Origin of the sequence: Lentibacillus sp. (assembly GCF_035301675.1) — a bacterium.
Lineage (GTDB): Bacteria > Bacillota > Bacilli > Bacillales > Amphibacillaceae > Lentibacillus.
Genome location: NZ_DATGTT010000018.1, coordinates 33,809 through 54,593, shown reverse-complemented (window position 1 = coordinate 54,593; position 20,785 = coordinate 33,809). Strand labels below are relative to the sequence as shown.

Genomic DNA, 20,785 nt, shown 5'->3' with positions numbered 1-20,785 from the left:
TATACTTTCTGATATAATCAAAAAATCCCGGAACTGAAAGTACAGTTCCGGGATTTTTCTATTTCCCTAGCCACGATTTTTTGCTTCAACTTTTTTATTTCCTAAAATCAAGTAATTGAGTTCTTCTTTTGGTATTTTCTTTAATTCCGTCCGGTTTGCCATATAGAAAGTAACGCCGAGGGCAATCCAGATAATGAGTGCGATGAATGACTCAAATCCCAGCGCTGCCGGTGACCCTGGAATCAGCAGCAGACCAAGGAATGTGACACTCGCTGCCATACCGAATCCTGCAAGGGCCTTTTTCCCGGGTGCAACGACATGCTTTTTTGGATTAAATTTCTTGTCCTTGGACCGTTTGAATAAGGTAAATGCCGTATAACAGGTATAAAAGTAAGCAATCGTTACACCGACAGAGGACATATCAACCACCCATGTCAGTGCCTGGCGGCCAAACCATGGCGCCAGCATCGCAACAACGACGGTAAATATAATGCCGACATATGGTGTTTTATATTTTGGATGCAGTTTGGAAAAGGCTGCCGGGATAATTTTAGCACGGGACATGGCAAATAACAGGCGGCTTGATGAAATGGTAAAGCCATTTAATCCTGTGAAAATCCCCATGGTGAGAGCGGTTACGAGAATAACGACGCCCATATTACCAAGAAGCCCTTGAATCGCTTCAGCTGTCCCCCATGTTTCTTCCTGCGCAACGAGTGTCTCCCACGGCACGATCATGGATGTGGCAATAATCATCATGCTGTAAAGCAGCGCAGCAAAGAAAATGGCCAGAATAATCAATGTAAAAGCCTTTCTGGATGAAAAATGGAATTCCTCCGCTGCCTGCGGGACATTATCGAACCCAACATATGCCCATGGTGCAATTGCAACAATTGAAATGACTGCTGCAAATGCGGTTGTATCAGTCGGGAATAATGGCGCGACATTGGAAAGACCCGCCCCGGGTTGTGCACCGACCATGAACGTAATGGCTATGACGCCAATTACCATAATCGAACAGAATACAAATTGCATACGGCCTGATAAACTTGATCCTCTAACGTTGAAATAGCCAAAAACACCTAATAATACAGAAGCGATAATCACTTCGGTGAAATAAACGTCCCAGCCTGCAATCGTATACATGTGCATGCTTTCAAGCAGTGATGGGAACACAAATTTAACCATTAATGAAAATGCGGATGCGTTCAACGCGACAATACATAAGTATCCAAGCGTCAAAAACCATCCGCTGATGAACGCATGTGTGCGTCCTAAACTGATATACGAATAAGCAAATTCTCCGCCTGATACCGGAAAACTTTTGATGAGAAATCCGTAGCTCACAGCAATCAGCATCATCAACAGCGCCCCGATGCTGAAGCCCAGGATGACGCCTAATGGACCCGCTGTTGACATCCAGGTCGTCGGCTGCACAAATGCCCCCCAGCCAATCGAGGAACCTAGCGCAATCGCCCAGACCCAGTGCGGCTTCAATGATTTCTTCAATGTTGTACGCTCTTCCATGCTTCGTCTCCTTTGTGGATCTCTTTTGTCATACCACTCATTTATATCAAATTCCGACTATTTTCGCAAAATTCATTTGGATGAGAAAATGTATGGAAATTGGTATAAATTCAGAGCAAATGACTATGATATGATGGTCAGTATGAATTACAGTCCGTTTTGAGCGTATTTCCGGCTCTGCCGCGTTTGCTGGTTGGGAGGTGGCGGATTAATTTAAGCTGGTGTCGCACGAGTTCGGGACGTTGCTGCACGAGTTTATTGTGCTGTCGCATAAGTTTATACGGTTTCTGCACAAGTTTTGAGTGCTGCCGCACAAGTTTCAGGTGTCCCTGCACGAGTTGGGGAGCCTGTCGCACAAGTTCATATGCCCCTCGCACGCATGACTCCTTATAACAGAAGATTTTCGGCAGCGGCCGAAAATCAACATCTGATTAATTATTTTTTGGGCGCATAAATGGTGCCTTTCTGCTTTGAAAAACTGCCGCCCCATTCTTTTTGATTTGCTGAAGTCTTTCATAAAACAAGTAAGCTGTCATGAACACAAGTGGTGTAAAGATAATATTCCAAATGAGTGTATCTTGCACACTTTCTATACCAATACGTCCAATAAAAATTTCAATCGTTTCCATAATAAAGACATGTGAAACGTAAATGCCCACCGCCCGGGATCCAATCTTTGATATTAGTGTACCTTTTCCAATCGAATGATGCTTCATAATGAACATAAACAAAATGACAATTAACGGAATCGTCGTAAGATAGTATTCTCCAGTGTCTCCGCCGAATTGTTTAATGGTCACATATCCTTCCAACGCTTGAATCAAAGGAAGGGCGACAAGTAATGCACCGTAAAAAAAGTCTGGCAGATTGTTCGCCTTTTGGTTCAGACGATCACCATAACGGGCAAACAACGCGCCCATACTCGTATAGAGCAGTCCGAAAAACAGCGCATCCCTTGTATCAAATGGCACATCCGCTAAAAATGAATACGATTGACCGGCAAGTCCATATATATTCAAGCCTAGGCTAAGAACAAAAAGTACACGCACAAGCCTTGCTTTTGCAAAAATGAAAAGCACTGCGACAGACCAGATCAATGCAAGCAAAAACCACAAATGATACTGATTATGCCCTGAGCCATAGTAAAAGGTTTCCCACGACAAAAAACTTTCAATATAATCATGGTACATGACCAAAAGAGCACCCTGGTTTTTCTCCGTTTCGATGAAGTTGATTGCCAGATCAAAGCAAAAATAAAATGCAAACCATGCCGCCCATAGCTTGATCAGTTTTATAATGTATTTTTTGGCGTAACGCAGCTGTGCTTCAAATCCTTGCAGTGTATGCAACTTCTGATAAAACAGGAATCCGGACACTGCAAAGAATAATGGCACAGCAAACCGCGCCGCTGTGTCGATGATAAAATCAATTGTTTCACCATCAATACTGCCCTGCACGTCTTTTAGTGTTCCTGTATGGATACACACGACAGCAAAAATGGCAAAAAACTTTAAGAAATCAATACTGTAATTGCGCTCCATCGCAGTGTACACTCCCTGTTAACATCCTTCTCAATCTAGTTAAATCTATTCGGAAGTGAGTCTTGAAAACAGAGTGTGATGCGGTTTACATTCCAATAACAAAAAAGCCACCGTCTGTAACGTGGCTTTTATAAATTGATAACCTTCTTTTTAGAGGTTGTTCAAAAAGTCTGGTAAAAATGGCACATCGAGTTTGTTTCTCCGCGGCTCGACATTGCGCCGCCTCGAACTTCTCGGTCCTTTTTATCCTCCTTTTCGAACGTGCACTTTTATGTAATTTTTGAATGCAGTTCGTCCAAATATGCCATCAGCGGCTCACGCAAATCATCGCGCGACAGCGCAATTTCAATCGTTGTTTGGATAAAGCCAAGCTGCTCCCCGACATCATAGCGGCTGCCGTCAATTTCAAGGGCAAATACACGCTGAATTTTATTCAATTCCTGGATGGCGTCAGTCAGCTGGATTTCTCCGCCGGCGCCAAGTTTTTGCTCTCCCAGAAAATCAAATATCTCCGGTGTCAGAATATACCGGCCGATAATCGCCATGTCGGATGGCGCGGTTCCCTGCTTTGGTTTCTCGACAAAGTTTTTCACCTGATGCAGATTGCCGGACTTTTCCTGTGGATCGATAATCCCGTAACGATGTGTCTCATCTTCCGGTACTTTATGTACACCGATGATCGATGCTTTCGCTTTTTCGTACTCACTGATCATTTGACTCAATCCCGGTGTCTCGCTTTGGATGATGTCATCACCTAAAAGCACGGCAAACGGCTCGCTGCCAATGAATTTACGCGCACACCAGACGGCATGTCCCAGTCCTTTTGGCTCTTTTTGCCGGATGTAATGGATATCAACATTTGCTGATTTTTTAACCCGCTCCAGCAGCTCAAATTTTTCCTTTTTCATCAAATTGTCTTCCAGTTCAAGTGAGTGATCGAAATGATCCTCAATTGCCCGCTTTCCTTTACCGGTGACAATGATGATATCTTCAATACCTGATTTCACAGCTTCCTCAACAATATATTCGATTGTCGGTTTATCCACGATCGGCAGCATTTCTTTCGGCATCGCTTTCGTTGCCGGCAAAAACCTTGTCCCAAGTCCTGCTGCAGGTATGATGGCTTTTTTGATTTGTTGCATGATTATACCTCCTTGCTTGAATCTATTGTAGCCTATATTTATTGTGGTTGCATGGATTTGATTAATTTATGTGAAAAAGGTTTGTTTCCAGGAATGCGTCATAGTTCAGCTCAAAATCGCTGTAGTCTATCAATTGTTATAAAAACTCGGTACAATCAGAATTAACTGGAGTAATTTAAGAATAAGAAGAGTAAAACAGATGAGGTATTATGTAAAATCCCGGAGAAATCCCACCTGGGGTATAAAGTTCCTCTTCAGTAATATCCTTAGCTTTTGCATCTTTCTCAATTGCATCGGCATACTCGTAAGCATCTTATTGCTGCTTCTCCCGTCTTCGAAACACGCGTCCAACCGAATCAATGACAGGCCTTTTACCACCCATGACTACGCCGCCGATTTCGGCAAAAATCTGCAGCAGCAGCAGAACGAGAAATGTGATGACAAGTGCTGTTGTCAGGCTGGCATACGAAAAGAGGATAGCCATCGTACCAAACAGGGCGCTGAATGCGTAAATGATCAAAACGGTTTTGCGGTGGCTGAACCCGGTTGCAATCAATCGATAGTGTATGTGCTTATTATCCGGCATCATGATCGGCTCTTTATTATAGGCGCGGCGGACGATGGCAAACAGGGTGTCAAAAATCGGGACCGCCAGCACGATGACCGGAATGATGAAGCTGAACAAAGCAATGTTTTTGAACAGTCCTACAATGGAAACTACCGCAATCATATAGCCGAGAAAATTCGATCCGGCATCGCCCATGTAAATTTTTGCCGGATAAAAATTGTGATACAAAAAGCCGAGATTGGCGCCAATTAGTACAATGCACAAATAAGCCGCTAATACCCTGGCATCAATAATCGCCATGATAAACATACTCGAGAGCGCGATTGTCGTGACACCTGTTGCAAGCCCGTCCAGCCCGTCAATCAGATTAATTGCGTTCGTAATGCCGACGATCCATAATACTGTAATCAGCACACTCATAAACCCAAGATCAATCATACCAATAATCGGGAGCGTAATCCGGTCGATGATCAGTCCGGATGAAATAAGAAATGACGCGGCAATCAGCTGACCGGTCAGTTTGATGACAGGCCTGATAGCAAAACGGTCATCCAGTGCACCGGTGAGTAGAATGACGATCGCACCAAGAATGATTTCCGGCAGATGCGGGTGAAACGGCTGCAAATAAAGCCCGCCCATAATAACTCCTGCAAATATAGCCACTCCGCCTATCCTCGGGGTCACTTTTTTATGTATTTTACGGTAGTTCGGCAAATCAACCGCTTTTAGTTTAATGGCCAGTTTTTTGACAGGAAATGTAAGCAAAAAAGTCGAAATGAGGGCAATAAAAAAAGCGATCGCCAAATCGGTATAATTAAACATGATCGGACTCCTTGGAAATGCTTGTTGTCGAACGATGTTGTTATTGGTTAAATTATAGCGGAATATAGGGGGATGGGGCAAATTAATGAATGCATCCCTTATTGAGGCGTTCATGGGATTATAGTAAACTGTAATGGATAATATTAACTTGGGGGAGGCGCCTTCATGGCATATGTTTTTGTGGCAGCTGCTTTACTTGCCGTTATTCCGATTGTAGTCCTTTTTAAAATAAACTTGGAAAAAATACGTGAAAATCCGGAAAGGTTCAAAAAGATCCAAACACATTTTTTCATTCGGGTTGCCATTGCCGAAGTGATTCCAATTTTACTGATCGTATTTGGACTTGCCAATGCGGCACCGGTCATCATCCCTGAAGACCTGTATATTCCGGGGCTCATCATTGTTCTGTTGATGGGGTTCGGTGTTTTATTCATGAATCTCCAGAAGAATGTGGACGTCGAAGTCGAATCAAAAAAGGCAGTTCGCAAATTTGCAATGATTGCCATTCCATTGGTTATGTTCATTCCAATTGCTTCACTCGTCGGTTTAGTTTCAATGATGCCATCATAAAAAGGGATGGATCATAGGGATAACTTAGAAATGTAAAAATAAGAAGCGTTGTACTTCACTATCGCATTTTGGTGAGTACCACGCTTCTTATTTTTGCTCATCGGGGATTATCCCGGCCCCATCCTAAGGAGTCATTCATTTTGCAATTCGATTGCTTGATCCAGCACTTTTTCACCTTTAACCATTCCATATGCCATTTGGTCAATGATACCGACTTTGATCCCCTTTGGTTCAACCAGCTGTCTTATTTGTTTTTCGAGATAGCGTACTTGTGGTCCGATTAAAACAACATCCAATTCATTCAGCTGATTTTTCAGCTGTGATTCCGCAACAGCATTAATTTCTGCATCGATTCCCCTGTCTTCAGCAGACTTAAGCATTTTATTCACGAGCATGGAAGTGGACATTCCCGCTGAGCATACTAAAACAATGTTCATGATTATCGCTCCTCTAATTGTTTCATTTTTTCATACATCTCAATCATTTCATTCGCCAAATCTTTCACTGTCATCGCTGTCATCAGGTGATCCTGTGCATGTACCAGAATAACAGTGACTTCATTTTGTTTTCCTTCCGCTTCATCCTGCAACAGTTTTGTCTGACTATGGTGTGCTTCGGTAAATTCTTTATCAGCTTCACTTATTTTACTGCGTGCCTCATCGAATTTGTATTCTTTTGCCAGAGTGATAGCTTCCATTGCATTGGATCTGGCATTCCCGGCATGCAGAATAATATTGAATGATAACAGTTGCATGTCTTCAGTTGCTTCGTTCGTCATGTTTTATCCCTCCGTTTTTTGATTAAATACTGCTTTTGCTCCTGCCTTAATAAACGGAATGTACATTAACGTGGCCACTGTGAGGTTGACAACTTGCAGAGCAATTCCCCGCCAGCTTCCGCCAGTTACCAGGTACCCGCTTAAAATTGGTGGTGTAGTCCATGGCACAATCGCCACCGTTTTCGGAACGATGCCTGTTGCAAGCGCTGCATATGACAGAATGGTTAACGTAACCGGAACTAGAATAAACGGTATAAGCATTACCGGGTTCAATACAATCGGCAGCCCAAAGATGATTGGTTCATTAATATTGAAGAGACCTGCAGGTGCAGCTACCTTTGCCACTTCATTGTATGGGTGCTTCCGTTCTCTGCGTAATACGATAAAGACTGCAATTAATAAGGCAATCGTCGTTCCGGAACCGCCCATGAATACAAATGAATCCAGGAATGGCTTTGTCACCAGGTAAGGTACGTCGAATGCCGACATGCCATTTCCAAAAAGCTCCAGATTTTTTTCAATAAGCGGTAAATAAAGTGGTTCGATAACCGATCCGATAATGTTTGTTCCATGCAGGCCAAAGAACCATAATAAATGATTCAAGAAAGAAATAATGATCGCTGCCGGTAATGTATTACCTAATCCTTGCAATGGTTCCTGAATAGCATTAAAAATAACTTCAAAAATACTCATTTCCACAAAAACGGTAATAAGTGCCTGGAACAGCCCGACAACCAGTAAAATAATCGTTGCTGGAATCAATGCCTGGAATGACTTGATAACCCCTTCAGGAACTCCCTCCGGCATTTTAATGGTAAGCTTCGACTGAACAAGAATGCGGAACATTTCAGTAACAATCAAGGCTACGATGATACCTACAAACAAGCCTTGTGCTCCAAGCCAGGTTACCGTCAGCCCGCCATCTTCTGTCCAAGGTACTAGCATAATATAGGATGCCGCTGAAATAAGTCCCGCTGACAACCCGTCAACTTCATACCCCTTAGCCAGATTATACGCAATTGAGAAAGCTACTAACAGTCCCAATATCGCAAAGGTACCATTCCAGATACTGCCGCCGACTGCTTGCCAATTGCCTTCACCGAATATACCGTTCATCCATCCAACAAACTCAAATGCGCCAAGCGGCGGAAAGTTGTTAATCAAAATACCTAATGAACCGATAATAATTAACGGCATAATGGCTATAAATCCATCACGAATGGCTACAAGATGACGCTGGGAACCAATACGACCTGCAATTTCAATAAATTTCTGCATGAACTTACTATTCATTCCAATTCCCCCTTGTTAAATTGTAAAAATCCCTCTCCCTATTAAAACCTTAAGAATAAAACTGTGGTAAAAACGCTCGATGTGCTTCCAGCAATTCATCAAGCAAAATCTTGCTTTTCTTTTCATCAGCTATTAAGGGATTCATCACAAATGCTTTATACGCATCGTTATAATCACCGGTTACAGCAGCTTGGATGACAAGTTCCTCAAACGCTTTCATTTGATAGACAACACCTTTGACACTCGATGGCAATGGTCCGGGTGCAATCGGCTCTGGTCCGTGCCCGGTAATAACCGAGTTCACTTCAATCGCCGCGTCAACAGGCAAATCAGGAATTGATCCGTTATTGGTGGTGTTTACCGTTTGCACATCTTCTTTATTGTTATAAATCGAATCCATCAGACTGCATGCCACATCACTGTAAAACGCACCTCCCCGTTCCTCCAGTTCTTTTGGTTTATCCTGCAATTCCGGGTCACCGTATAATTCAAACAGCGACTTTTCCAATTCCTGCACTTGTTCAGCCCGTGTTCCGTGTTCGTTAAACGACTGAATATCTTTTTCCAGCACATCTCTCGTCTGAAAATAATATTGATGATAAGGGTTGGGTAATAGACCAGTAGATTCGATAAATGTTTTCGACCACCCCAGGTTCACGATATTTGCCGGTGAATAATCCAGTCCGTCTCCCTGCAACGTTTTTAAAACTTCAGTTGTACGATCAATTCCCTGGACATACACTTTTTTTCCAAACACAAAATGGTTCATGCCGACAAATTCGATTCGTACATCATCGGGTGAAACGTTTAATATTTCCGCTGTGGAATACCGCATGTTAAACGGAATGTTACAAACCCCAACCACTTTTTTGTGTGCTGAATGTTTCAACAGAGCTTCGGTCACAATCCCCGCTGGATTGGTGAAATTGATAATCCATGCATTCGGACAAATCGCATGAACATCCGCCGCCAATTCCATTAATACTGGAATTGTGCGAAATGCTTTCATAATTCCGCCGGCACCATTTGTTTCTTGCCCGATAAACCCATGACTTAATGGAATTCGCTCATCTTTAGCACGTGCATCCAGACCGCCAACACGTATTTGTGTTGAAACAAAATCTGCATGTTCAAGTGCTTTTTTCCGGTCAACTGTCCATGATAGTTTAATAGGTTTACCGGACTTTTCAATCATCCGTAATGCGAGATTACCGATCACTTCAAGCTTTTCTTTCCCATCTTCAATATCCACCAGCACAATTTCACTTACCGGAAAACTGTCATGCCGTTGTATCACACCCTCTATTATCTCCGGTGTATAGCTGGATCCTCCGCCAACGACTACTAATTTTAATCCCATCTCGGTCAAACTCCTTTTTTAACTTTGTAAACGCTTTTATATAAGGTCAGAAAACAACGGAATTCCGAATGTTTTTATTACTGATTAAAATGTATCATACAACTATATTATTGTCTATAACATTTTATTTAATTGTTACTACAATAATTAAAACATTGTGTTCAGTTGTATTCTTTTGTAAACTTATATAAGAAGATACTTGAAGGAGTACATTATGGAAAAAAATCAATCGTTACATGCGTATATAAAAGAAGAATTACTTAATCGCATTAAATCCGGAAACTATGAAAAAGGCAAGCAAATTCCTACTGAGCTTGAACTCTGCAAGGACTTTAATGTAAGCAGAACAACCGTCAGATCAGCATTAAACCAGCTTACACTTGAGGGATATTTAGTCCGCAAACAAGGCAAGGGAACTTATGTCGCGGACAAAAAAGTAAGTCAGACGCTTTCCCATACAATGAAACGTTACAGTGATCAGGTTGCTGTCCAGGGAAAAAAAGCTAAAATTGCGTTAATAAGTATTCAGGTTGTACCGGCAACAGAGCGACTTGAACAATCTCTAGGAGTTGCCGGGAATGACCCGATCCAGCGTGTCGAGCGAACGCGTCATGCGAATGATGAACCGACACAATATGAAATTTCATATATCCCGTGGAGTGTTGCGCCCGGCATCACCCAGCTGCATGCAGAAACATCTTTGTATGCGGCTTTAAAAAAAGATTTCGGTGTACACATCGCCAGAACAACCGAGCATGTGGAAATAACCTTGGCAGATGAAAAGGTATCAGCGCTCCTGCAGTGTGAACCAGGCTTGCCCTGTTTTTATATTGAAACAATTGCACATGATACCAACGGCAATAAAGTGGAATTTTCGCGGTCTTATTTTAGGGGAGATAAAACAAACTTTATGATTGAGCGGAATTATTCTACGGACGAACATTAACTTTAAGGGACTGAGGGGGTTTATTATGAAGGTATTATTTAATGCAGATGATTTTGGTTTAACAAAAGGGGTTACAGACGGCATTATCGAAGCACATGAAGACGGTGTTATCGGATCGGCTACCATGATGATGAACGGTCATGCGGTTGATTATGCTGTGAGTCAGGCACGGAAACACCCTTCCTTACGACTGGGTGTTCACCTTGTTTTAACCTGGGGAAAACCCGTTAGTCATCATGTGCCCGGCCTTGTTAATGAAGATGGTGACTTCCGCTATAAAAACACATTTTTTGAAATGGAACCGCCCAATATCAAAGAAGTTGAGATGGAGTGGCGGGCACAAATTGAGGCATTTCTGAATACGGGATTAAAATTGCATCACCTCGACAGTCATCATCATATTCATGGCTGGGTGCCGTTAAAAGAAGTCATTGTTACGCTGGCTCACGATTACAATGTTCCAGTCCGTTATGTGGATTCTCTAAAAGAGCATCCTGAAATTCTGCTTACCGAATCCTTATGGCCGAATTTTTATGGTGATGGCGCAAATGTGGATGTATTTGATGAGCTAAAGGAATTGAACACTCGGTCAGTCGAAGTGATGACCCACCCTGCATACATTGATGATTTGCGTTCCATCAGTTCCTATCTGGAAAAACGTGAAGAGGAGCGAAAAATATTGTGTCAAATTGTTCCGCCGCAATGGGTTGAAATGATGTAATATTTACAGAATATGCAAACCAAAGCTAGTTCGCTTTTAATATGACTGGTTAAAGGTTGATTTCAACGACCAACTCCTCCCATAATAACGTCAATTGTCTGCTTGATTTCTGCTTCGTCGTCCCAGGTTTGATCCGGCTTCAAAATAAATCGTGTCATCATGAATCCCAGTATGGCCGGTACCATCGTGCGAATGATTGTCTCGTTTGGAAGGTCCTTGAGTTCACCTTTCTGTTTGTAAAAATCGATGGCCTGATTGAGGGCCGGGTAGACTTTTTCCGTAAACTGCCGCTTATACGCCGCCTGGATTTCCGGATGAAAGGCCAGCTCCTGCAGCAGAATTTTAATCAGCGGAACATTGGACTGCGCAAACTCGAAACGATTTTTGATAAACGCATAAAGCAGGTCCTCAAAGTTGGCGTACTCTTCACGGAACACCTGATCAACGAATTGTTTGGCAAAAAAGGGCGCTGAAAAATCTGAAATGACAGGTGTAACGATTGCGACGAGCAGATCCTTCTTTGTGCGGTAATGGCGGAAAATGGTCCCCTCAGCAACCCCTGCCCGCTTGGCGATTTCGCTTGTTGATGTATTGTAGTAGCCTTTTTCCGAAATCAGCTCGATGGCTGCTTTCAGAACCTCGATTTGTTTTGGCGTCAGCTTTTTTTCATTGCGCAATGTGTCGATCATATCTGACATGCTGTTTCCTCCTGTGTTTACTTACCTTAACTTGCAGCGGGAAAGCCACCCACTGAATGAAATTTATAATGTCCGGTGGCGCTTAAGTGCAATGATATTCAATATGATGAATGCTGCTGAAAAACCGATCAGTACGGCAATATCCACGGTGACCGCGCTTAAGCCCTCCCCACGTATCATGATGGCTTTTAATGCGTCCGCCCCATACGTGAGCGGCATGATTTTTCCAATCGCATCAATCCATTCGACCGATTCAATCGGAAAAACGCCGGAGAAAAAGACTTGCGGTACGATGACAACCGGGATGAACTGGATCATCTGGAATTCGTTTTTGGCATAGGCCGATAACAGTGTGCCAAGGCTTAAGGCCGTGATAGCCAGCAGGAATGCGGTCACCAGCACCGACAAGAATGATCCCGCCATGTAAATGTCGAGCACATAGATGGAAAACGCTGCGATGATAATTGATTGGATGACGATAAAAATACCGAATCCGAGCAGATAGCCCGCAACAATTTCCCAGCGCCGCAATGGGGTTGCCATCATGCGTTCCAAAGTCCCTTGTGTCCGTTCACGCAAAAATGATACCCCGCCAATGATAAAGACGAAAAAGAAAACAAAAAAGCCAATCAAGACAGAGCCGGTATTATCGAACAAATTTAAATCAGATGAGCCGTGCAGAAACGATACGTCCAGATCTGGCGCATTTGGATTAAGCTGTTTGACCGCACTGCTGATGACATTTTGCACAGCTGACGTTGCGGTCGGGTTGCTGCCTTCCATGGTCAGTTCGGGCTGGTTATTATCGAATAACAGATGGGCATCAGCATCCTCGTTCGCCAGCGCTTCTTTACCGTGGCTGGCATCGGTCTCCAAAATCGCAGCATCCTGTTCCTCGAGTGCTTCGCTTAGTGGTGCAGGCGCATCTGTCACAGCAATTGTCGGAATGTAATCTTCCATATCGAGGACAAGCCACAACAGTGTCATCACGAGGAGTGGCGCGACCATCATAAGAGCGATGCTGCGTTTATCGCGTAAAAACTGCCGGGTGACCCGTTTAACGATTGCCTGTATGCGCATGGCCGGCACCTCCAAAGTGTAAAAATGCTGTCTCAAGCGTTTCCGTACCACTTTGTGTACGTAAATCCTCCGGGCTGCCCTGGGCGATGAGATAACCATCCCGTAATAGTGCCAGATTATCACATTTCTCTGCCTCATCCATCACATGGGTCGTGATGATAATTGTTGTACCGGCTTGCTGCATTTTTCGAAATGCTTCCCAGATTGAAGCACGAAGGACAGGATCGATCCCGACAGTCGGTTCATCCAAAATCAGCAGTCCGGGCTGATGAAGCAAGGCAATCGCCAGTGACATGCGTCGCTTCATGCCACCGGAAAATGTTTCAAGCGTCTGATCGAGTACATCTGACAAATTGACCAGATCGGCTGCCTCAACAATCCTTTCTCGCTGCTTGCTTTTGGGAATCTTATAGAGCGTCGCGAAAAATTGCATGTTTTCCCTGGCTGTGAGTTCATTATACAAAGCATCCGACTGAGCCATGTAGCCAATTTTCTGCATCAGCTGGAATGACGGCATCTGTTTGTCTTCAATTCGGACGGTTCCGCTCTCAGGTGTCAAAAGACCAATGATAATTTTGACGAGCGTTGTTTTGCCGGACCCCGATGGACCGAGAAGCCCAAACAGCTGCCCTTCCGGAATGGCGAGATCCACTTCTTTCAACACCGTTTGTTTGTTGTAGCTGTGCTGAATGTTTTCCATTTTGACAACATCGGACATATGCAGCCCTCCAATTGGCAGTACCGATTTAAATTGCAATCTTTGTGTGTGAAGTGAGTGATTACTCACTATAATAATTTATTCGATTGATTTTGTAAAGATGAATTGTTTTTTCTTTAATTATCGAAATCATAAACCTGCTGTAACCGGCATAAATATTATTGGACAAATTTTTTGATAGCAGGGGGCTGAATTATGCAATTTTATTACGGCAGTCAGATGCCGCTTCGAGTGTTGGATGAAACGGAATTCTGGAAGCAGCAGGAAGCAGAGCATACAGTGGTCATGCGGGAGTTGGTCACCAATCTGGAGGATGAATATGTTGATGCTCTAAAACGTTGGGAGGAGGTACTTAATCAATCACACCAGCATGTGAAACGATTCATTGAGTCGGTCATCAGGAGCCATAACACTATTTCGCCGGCACTCCATCAGCAAGTACTCGATCTCGTATCATTCTGTCTGCAGGAGTCAGTCGCTTTTATTCAATTTTGCAGACAGGTTAAAAACGAGAGTGCTGCCGTTTCGGGCAACCAGACAGCCAAAGTCGTGATTGATCATATTATTGATGAATCGGAGTATTTTATAGGCATCGCACAGACGATTTTGTACGAACAGAATTGAATTCAGGAGCGGGGGAGTTGTTTGTCGCACAAGTTGCGGGTGTTGCCGCACGAGTTGTAGGCGTTCCTGCACAAGTTTTGGGTGTTGCCGCACGAGTTGAGGCTGCTCTCGCACAAGTTGCAAGCGTTCCTGCACAAGTTTTGGGTGTTGCCGCACGAGTTGAGGCTGCTCCCGCACAAGTTTTGAGTGTTGCCGCACGGGTTCCGGCTGCTCTCGCTCGAGTTCCGGCTGCTCTCGCTCGAGTTGGAGACGCCCCGCACGCCGGTTTGCAGAAGCAGTAAACCGGCTAATGAAATAATTAAATACGAAAAACGCTGCGCCATAGCATTGTATTAATGCTTATGGGTCGCAGCGTCGATAAGTAATACAATCGCGGTAATGATATGCATAATCATGCCGACAATTGGAATAACACCAATAAACGAGGTGACCATACCGAGGACGCTTCCCGCGATACTCCCCTTTTCGTTGCGTGCGATAAGCAACGTAACAAGATGCAGGATGAACATAACAAACAAGGCTCCCCATGATGTACTGAGGATAAACGACCCGCCAATCAGCGGGATTCCCAGAAATGCTTCACACCCGCCGGTCACCCATTTCATAATTCTGGACAACGACATAATTTTCCCCCCATTCAATATTTCTGTAGTACCTATCATACCATATTTTTATATGCAGTCATTTGTTCAGCAATCTATTCTAATCGGGAACTGGCAAATGAGTACCGCAGTCGCGCGATTTGGAGTGGGTGCCGCGCGAAATATCATGGGTGTCGCGCGAAATCAGCTGGTCGTCGCGCGATCTCGTGCCACCCTCGCGCGAAATTTCATGGCCGTCGCGCGATTTGGTGCGGGTGCCGCGCGATTAGGCGCGAAATACGCGCGAATTTTCACAAGTATCAGCTTAATAGATTCACGTCCTCTTAATCCAGCATTTGCGCCCATTCAAATATAGTAAGCCGCTTTTTTGCAATATTCTAGTCGCAGTACTCCTCGAAGTCAGCCGTAGCAGCCACATGCATTCCGTGTTCGTTATGGACCCATATAATAACAAATAATCATGAATCTCTTTAATATGTGCATGATGGCTTTTATGCCTGCATTTTGGGCAAATCCACCCGCCATGAATTCGCTTCATACCGCGCTTCCCACACCCGGGACAAAAGACGCCTGGAAGTAAATTCCTACATGTCAATCCATATTGCTCCATAATATTCATATCATATACGCCACATTCACGTAAGATTATTTTCCCAATCCTATAATCATGGAGTTTGGCGTTTCCTGCTTGAGCAAGTTCCTGGTCTTTCTCGATGATCATCCCGGGAATGCGTGATGCGTGTGCAACCACTTTCGAAATTTCCTCACGGTTCCCGTCCACCTTGATGATGGTTGAGGGGTCCGCTATGGCAATAAAGTAATAAATGGGGATATGTGCGAGCTGATGTTTTAAGAGCCAATTCTGGAGGTGAAATTTCTGATTTTTCGCTTGGGTAATGGGATACTCAAAGCCTGATTCAATTTTACCGTCATTTCGTGTTAGTTGCTTGAGGATTGAATCAAATATAATGGTTCCCATATAATTTTTTGCTTCAACTATGAAAATGGCATGATTTGCCGCAATAAGAGAATCAACTTGGAAATTCTTACCATTATTATGGAGATAGACGTCATCGAGAAGTGTGTACCGGCTAGCTAAAATTTCGAGGTGATAATCAACTTTGGTTTCGCCTGAATAGCCTCGTCCCTGCTTTTTAGCATCTTCCTTCATCTCAGGAAGCCGTGGGAAGTGTGGGGATAATCTTGGAGTGATCACATCAAGCTTTCGGAGTGGGAGAGGTTTTGAACGGGTTTTAATCTTCATAGTATGCTCCTTTATTTAGTTTTGGATTCAATATTAATATAGCACATTTATCAGGGAGAAAGAATATTTTCAAGATGAAGATTTTCGGCAGCTGCCGAAAATCAACATTAAAGAAGGTTTGTTCTCTGTGCATTTTAGTCATGTCGCGCGAAATACCATGGGCGCCGCGCGATTTCGTGCCACCCTCGCGCGAAATTCCATGGGCGCCGCGCGACCTCGTGCCACCCTCGCGCGAAATACCGAGGGCGTCGCGCGATCTTGTACCATCCTCGCGCGAAATACCGAGGGTGCCGCGCGATCTCGTGCCACCCTCGCGCGAAATACCGAGGGCGTCGCGCGACCTCGTTCCACCCTCGCGCGAAATACCGAGGGCGTCGCGCGATCTTGTGCCACCCTCGCGCGAAATACCGAGGGCGTCGCGCGAAATCAGCTGGTCGTCGCGCGATATCATGCGGATGTCGCGCGATTTCATGCCAATCTCGCGCGAAATTGATCCACGAGCGCCTCAATTCCCAAGCCCGCCGTAGAACGACAAAAGCTCCCCGCCACAGCAGGGAGCTCTTCTTCAATCATTATTCAGCTTTTTTACGCCGGCGTGTGATTTTTGCTGCCAGATCATCAAATAGTGTGTACACGACCGGAATCAGCAATAACGTGAAGATACTCGAGATTGTCAGGCCGAATATAATCGTTACAGCTAGCGGCTGCTGCATTTCAGCGCCTTCACCTAACGCAAGGCCGAGCGGCACCATAGCGAGAATCGTCGTCAGCGTCGTCATCAAAATCGGACGCAAGCGGCTTGGTCCCGCTTCAAGTATCGCCTCGTATCGGTCCTTGCCTTTCTCCCTGACGATATTAATATAGTCAACAAGCACGATTGAGTTGTTAACGACTATACCGGCGAGCATAATCACCCCGATAAATGCCGGGATGCTCAGCGGCAGACCGGTGACAAACAAACCGCCCAGTACGCCGACAACGGTTGCCGGCAGTGAGAACATGATAATGAACGGGAACAGGAAGTTTTCAAACTGGACAGCCATCACGGCATAAACGAGGAAAATCGAGAATACCAGTGCAATGGATAAATCCCTGAATGAATCGGCCATATCCTGTGCCTGACCGCCGATTTCGTAACTGTAACCTTCAGGGATGCTCATTTGATCCAACTTCTGTTCAACATCGCCCACAACGCTTCCCAAATCACGGTTGATAATTTCTGATGTCACGTTCACTTGCGGCTGCTGATTTTCGCGCTGCAGTGATACCGGACCTTGAACTTCTTTCAACTTGACCAGTGATGACAGAGGAAGCGCAGCACCGCTCTGGGATTGAATGGTCATGTTTTCCACATCACTGATCGTACTCCGTTCCTCTTCCGGATACATCAGCGTCACATTCATCTCATTGCCTTCTTCACGGTATTGTGCCGCCGTCTGCCCATTGAACTGGAGCTGGATCTGATTGATGATTTGCTGCTCAGTAAGTCCGTACATAGCGGCTTTTTCCGAATTGACTTCAATACTCATTTGCGGGGCACCCTCGTCAGCTGATGATGTCGCATTATGGACGCCATCAACTTCAGAAATGGCACCTGTCACCTCATCGGCCAGCTCACGGAGCACATCATGTTCAGGCCCTTTCAAGCTGATTTGGACCGGATCGCCCATTCCCGAAGCACTGTCAGTTGCCATGACGGATATCTCTGCCCCCGGGACCGATGACACATCCTCACTAATGGATTCAACAACGTCATCGGTATCCTTTGACCGTTCAGACGCAGGAATCAGCTGCAGCATATATGTCGCCTGGTTGCCTGACGATGCCATTGGCGCACCCCCGCCTCCACTGCTGCCGACATTCAAATAACTCGTTTCCATCACATCATCGTACGCTTCTAACTTGTCACTGACTTGCTCGGTCACTTCCTGTGTATGTGCAAGTGAGCTTCCTGGAGCGGTTTCGACCGTTATCTGGAGCTGTCCCTGATCTGATGAAGGAATAAACGATGCGCCAATCATCGGAATGAGCGCCAGACTTCCAACAATAACAGCGATTGTTCCAAATACGGTCGTTTTCCGATGTCCCAGAACCCATTTCAGCACCGCGCGATAACCATTGTTCACCCGGTCAAGAAGACGGTTAAACCAATAACGTCTTCCGCTCTCCTGAGTTGCTTTGGCAAGCAGTTTGGATGACAGCATTGGTACCAGTGTTACGGCCACAACGAGCGATGCAATCAGTGAGAATGATACAGCGAGTGCCAATGGTGTGAACATATCAGAAGCTATCCCCTCAACAAAGACCATTGGCAGAAATACAACCAATGTCGTTGTTGTAGAGGCGATAACGGCCGGCGCCAGTTCAGAGGCGCCCTTGATCGCTGATTCGACCAGCGTATGGCCGCGCTGTCTGTACGTAAAGATATGTTCGAGTATGACAATCGAACTGTCGACCATCATCCCGAGACCGAGTGCAAGTCCGCCCAGTGTGAGCACGTTCAGCGTTTCCCCGGTAAAATACATCAGGGTGAACGTTGAAATGATGGCAATTGGAATTGACAAGCCGATAACAATCGTTGCACGTAGGCTTTTCAAAAACAACAGTAGAATCAGGAATGAAATAGCCCCGCCAATCAAGATATTCTGCACGACTGAGCTGATCGACATCTTAATGTATTCAGACGTGTCAATGATGACATCCGACTGGACACCTGAAGGAAGTTCCCCTTCAATTTCTTTCATGCTCTCATTGATATTGTTTGCGACTTCAACTGTGTTGGCATCGGTCTGTTTCATGATAGACAGCACGACAGCGGATTCGCCATTTACCAATGTTTCCCCCGACGAATCTTTGTACGTATCCTTCACTTCGGCAAGTTCATCAACGTGAACAGTACCACCTGATTCGGTTTGAACAATTGTTTGTTTAATATCATCAACTGATTCAAATTCGCCGGTCACTCTCAGCTGCAGGTCTTTATTCCCTTTTTCAACTTTACCGACAGATGCCGATTGATTCGAGCTGTTCAATGACTGAGTAATGGTCTGTGCCGTCACACCATACTGCTGCATTTTTGCCTTATCAAGGACAATCTGGATTTCCCTTTCTTTGGATCCCTCAACGGTGACAGATGCGACACCGCTCTGACGCTCAAAAAACGGCACGATCTGATCGTCAGCGACTTTCGTCAGTTCTGAAGCTTCATCACCGGTCAGGCCAACCCACATGACGGGCAATTGATCAGGACTGAACCGCATGATACTGGGTTCGCCGGCTCCATCCGGCAGCATGCCTTTCACCTGGTCAACACTTTCACGCACGTTGAGCAGTGCCTGATCGAGATCTGTACCATTATTAAACATCATGATGACAAGGGATGACCCGGATTGCGACTGGGACTGAACCGTCTGGATCCCCTCCACCGAACTGACTGAGGATTCAATCGGCCGGCTGACTAAATTTTCGACTTCCTGTGGTGCTGCATCTTCATACGATGTTGCGACGACTGCGATCGGCAAATCAATTTTCGGAAACAAATCGACATTCAAATTTCGCAGTGACACTGTCCCAAGGGCGATAATCGCCAGGACGATCATGATGACACCGACAGGCCGTTTGACAGATGTATTGACGAGCTTCAAGAATTATCCCCCTCTTCGATGACATTGACTTCCTTGCCATCTGACAGGGTCAATAAGCCATTGACAACAACCTGGTCGCCTTCAGCGACATCACCTTCGACAGCTGTCTTCTCAGACTGGCTTTCCTTAATCGTCACGTTCGTTTTCACCGCCTGATTGTCTTTTACAACATAAACAAATGACTCGCCGCTTTCGGTGACAACCGCTTCAGTCGGCAGGATGATTGAATCTTTCACCCGGTTTTCCGGCACATTCATGCTGGCAACAACTCCTGTCTTAATGTTGCCCTCTTCGTTGCCAATCTCAGCTTCTACTGGATAAAGCCCGGTATCATCGGGCATCGTTCCGACAGAGATGACTTCAGCTTCATATTCCTGATCATCAATCATAACAGGATACGTATCCCCTGTTTTCAATAGGTCAAGTGTTTCAGCGGCAACGGTCAGATTGATTGTCATCGGATCAAAATCAGCAATGACCATGAGCGGACCGGAATCAGGCGAGGCCATCGATCCTTCTTCTGCTGTCAATTGGGCTATCTCACCAGCTTCCCGCGCATAAATATTTTTGTTGCCGGCAGCCGTTTGAATAGTCGCCAAATGGTCATCTTCTTCCACTGTATCGCCGTTTTCGACTTCGAGTTCAGTGATCTCCCCTGCAGACTGCACCGCCACAGGTGTTGTGCTGCTGGGCTCGGTACGGCCATATAATGATTTTTCGATGACCAGATCACCATTTGTTGCTTCGGCTGTTTCGACTGCCGTTGCCTGTTCCTCTTGTTCTGCGTTGTCGTCTTCGTTCTGACTGCATGCAGCAAGCACACTTATCAGTAAAATTGCTGCTGCCGTTAAAAATAATTTTCGCATGGCTGTAACTCCTCTTTTTCG

At 45.0% G+C, this 20,785-nt stretch carries 21 protein-coding genes; 5 read left to right on the top strand and 16 right to left on the bottom strand.

From position 1 onward, the window contains the following. Positions 1 to 66: 66 nt before the first annotated feature. From VK097_RS03675 to VK097_RS03660, 4 genes are all read right to left on the bottom strand, one after another. The gene (locus tag VK097_RS03675; protein WP_324210449.1) at positions 67 to 1,527 is read right to left on the bottom strand and encodes an APC family permease; all 1,461 of its coding nucleotides are present in this window, start codon (positions 1,525 to 1,527) and stop codon (positions 67 to 69) included. A gap of 431 nt (positions 1,528 to 1,958) precedes the next feature. Continuing rightward, positions 1,959 to 3,068: an acyltransferase gene (locus VK097_RS03670; RefSeq protein WP_324210448.1), complete on the bottom strand. Its 1,110-nt coding sequence runs from the start codon at positions 3,066 to 3,068 to the stop codon at positions 1,959 to 1,961. Between the two features lie 269 nt (positions 3,069 to 3,337). Continuing rightward, entirely contained in the window at positions 3,338 to 4,210 is an 873-nt protein-coding gene (gene galU / locus VK097_RS03665; protein WP_324210447.1) for a UTP--glucose-1-phosphate uridylyltransferase GalU, read from the bottom strand. 313 nt (positions 4,211 to 4,523) lie between these two features. Further along, the gene (locus VK097_RS03660; RefSeq protein WP_324210446.1) at positions 4,524 to 5,600 is read right to left on the bottom strand and encodes a glycosyltransferase family 4 protein; all 1,077 of its coding nucleotides are present in this window, start codon (positions 5,598 to 5,600) and stop codon (positions 4,524 to 4,526) included. Between the two features lie 165 nt (positions 5,601 to 5,765). On the opposite strand from VK097_RS03660, the gene VK097_RS03655 reads away from it, so the two are divergent. After that, the gene (locus tag VK097_RS03655) at positions 5,766 to 6,170 is read left to right on the top strand and encodes a hypothetical protein (protein WP_324210445.1); all 405 of its coding nucleotides are present in this window, start codon (positions 5,766 to 5,768) and stop codon (positions 6,168 to 6,170) included. A gap of 131 nt (positions 6,171 to 6,301) precedes the next feature. Here VK097_RS03655 and VK097_RS03650 read toward each other — a convergent pair whose 3' ends face one another. From VK097_RS03650 to VK097_RS03635, 4 genes are read right to left on the bottom strand one after another with little or no spacing between them, the layout of a single operon-like run. Beyond that, positions 6,302 to 6,610, bottom strand: a complete 309-nt coding sequence (locus tag VK097_RS03650) for a PTS sugar transporter subunit IIB (RefSeq protein WP_324210455.1) — start codon at positions 6,608 to 6,610, stop codon at positions 6,302 to 6,304. Beyond that, the gene (locus tag VK097_RS03645; RefSeq protein ID WP_324210444.1) at positions 6,610 to 6,948 is read right to left on the bottom strand and encodes a PTS lactose/cellobiose transporter subunit IIA; all 339 of its coding nucleotides are present in this window, start codon (positions 6,946 to 6,948) and stop codon (positions 6,610 to 6,612) included. Before VK097_RS03645 ends, VK097_RS03650 begins: the two co-directional genes overlap by 1 nt. A 3-nt stretch (positions 6,949 to 6,951) precedes the next feature. Next, complete coding sequence (locus VK097_RS03640) at positions 6,952 to 8,241, bottom strand: PTS sugar transporter subunit IIC (RefSeq protein ID WP_324210443.1); 1,290 nt, start codon at positions 8,239 to 8,241, stop codon at positions 6,952 to 6,954. A gap of 49 nt (positions 8,242 to 8,290) precedes the next feature. Next, complete coding sequence (locus VK097_RS03635; protein ID WP_324210442.1) at positions 8,291 to 9,601, bottom strand: 6-phospho-beta-glucosidase; 1,311 nt, start codon at positions 9,599 to 9,601, stop codon at positions 8,291 to 8,293. Between the two features lie 214 nt (positions 9,602 to 9,815). On the opposite strand from VK097_RS03635, the gene VK097_RS03630 reads away from it, so the two are divergent. Continuing rightward, entirely contained in the window at positions 9,816 to 10,547 is a 732-nt protein-coding gene (locus VK097_RS03630; protein ID WP_324210441.1) for a GntR family transcriptional regulator, read from the top strand. A gap of 25 nt (positions 10,548 to 10,572) precedes the next feature. Beyond that, positions 10,573 to 11,268, top strand: a complete 696-nt coding sequence (locus tag VK097_RS03625; protein WP_324210440.1) for a ChbG/HpnK family deacetylase — start codon at positions 10,573 to 10,575, stop codon at positions 11,266 to 11,268. 62 nt (positions 11,269 to 11,330) lie between these two features. On the opposite strand, the gene VK097_RS03620 is transcribed toward VK097_RS03625, so the two are convergent. The 3 genes from VK097_RS03620 to ccmA form a co-directional block, all read right to left on the bottom strand. Further along, a complete protein-coding gene (locus VK097_RS03620) occupies positions 11,331 to 11,966 on the bottom strand; it encodes a TetR/AcrR family transcriptional regulator (protein WP_324210439.1) in 636 nt (211 codons plus the stop codon). A gap of 63 nt (positions 11,967 to 12,029) precedes the next feature. Further along, positions 12,030 to 13,046, bottom strand: a complete 1,017-nt coding sequence (locus tag VK097_RS03615) for an ABC transporter permease (protein ID WP_324210438.1) — start codon at positions 13,044 to 13,046, stop codon at positions 12,030 to 12,032. Then, a complete protein-coding gene (ccmA, locus tag VK097_RS03610; protein ID WP_324210437.1) occupies positions 13,024 to 13,764 on the bottom strand; it encodes a heme ABC exporter ATP-binding protein CcmA in 741 nt (246 codons plus the stop codon). Before ccmA ends, VK097_RS03615 begins: the two co-directional genes overlap by 23 nt. Before the next feature lie 195 nt (positions 13,765 to 13,959). Between ccmA and VK097_RS03605 the strand changes: the two genes are divergently transcribed. Next, on the top strand, positions 13,960 to 14,388 hold the full coding sequence (locus VK097_RS03605) for a DUF2935 domain-containing protein (RefSeq protein ID WP_324210436.1): 429 nt from the start codon (positions 13,960 to 13,962) through the stop codon (positions 14,386 to 14,388). A gap of 17 nt (positions 14,389 to 14,405) precedes the next feature. Continuing rightward, the gene (locus tag VK097_RS03600) at positions 14,406 to 14,669 is read left to right on the top strand and encodes a hypothetical protein (RefSeq protein WP_324210435.1); all 264 of its coding nucleotides are present in this window, start codon (positions 14,406 to 14,408) and stop codon (positions 14,667 to 14,669) included. A gap of 51 nt (positions 14,670 to 14,720) precedes the next feature. Here VK097_RS03600 and VK097_RS03595 read toward each other — a convergent pair whose 3' ends face one another. The 5 genes from VK097_RS03595 to VK097_RS03575 all read right to left on the bottom strand — a co-directional run bounded on the left by VK097_RS03595 (position 14,721) and on the right by VK097_RS03575 (position 20,764). Continuing rightward, positions 14,721 to 15,011 carry a hypothetical protein gene (locus VK097_RS03595; RefSeq protein ID WP_324210434.1) on the bottom strand — a complete coding sequence of 97 codons (291 nt, stop codon included), beginning with the start codon at positions 15,009 to 15,011 and terminating at the stop codon, positions 14,721 to 14,723. Between the two features lie 292 nt (positions 15,012 to 15,303). Continuing rightward, positions 15,304 to 16,254: an NERD domain-containing protein gene (locus VK097_RS03590; protein WP_324210433.1), complete on the bottom strand. Its 951-nt coding sequence runs from the start codon at positions 16,252 to 16,254 to the stop codon at positions 15,304 to 15,306. Next, positions 16,244 to 16,726 carry a hypothetical protein gene (locus VK097_RS03585; protein ID WP_324210432.1) on the bottom strand — a complete coding sequence of 161 codons (483 nt, stop codon included), beginning with the start codon at positions 16,724 to 16,726 and terminating at the stop codon, positions 16,244 to 16,246. Before VK097_RS03585 ends, VK097_RS03590 begins: the two co-directional genes overlap by 11 nt. A gap of 100 nt (positions 16,727 to 16,826) precedes the next feature. After that, positions 16,827 to 19,898 carry an efflux RND transporter permease subunit gene (locus tag VK097_RS03580; RefSeq protein WP_324210431.1) on the bottom strand — a complete coding sequence of 1,024 codons (3,072 nt, stop codon included), beginning with the start codon at positions 19,896 to 19,898 and terminating at the stop codon, positions 16,827 to 16,829. Then, positions 19,895 to 20,764, bottom strand: coding sequence for an efflux RND transporter periplasmic adaptor subunit (locus VK097_RS03575; protein ID WP_324210430.1), 870 nt, complete (start codon positions 20,762 to 20,764; stop codon positions 19,895 to 19,897). Before VK097_RS03575 ends, VK097_RS03580 begins: the two co-directional genes overlap by 4 nt. Between the last annotated feature and the right edge of the window lie 21 nt (positions 20,765 to 20,785).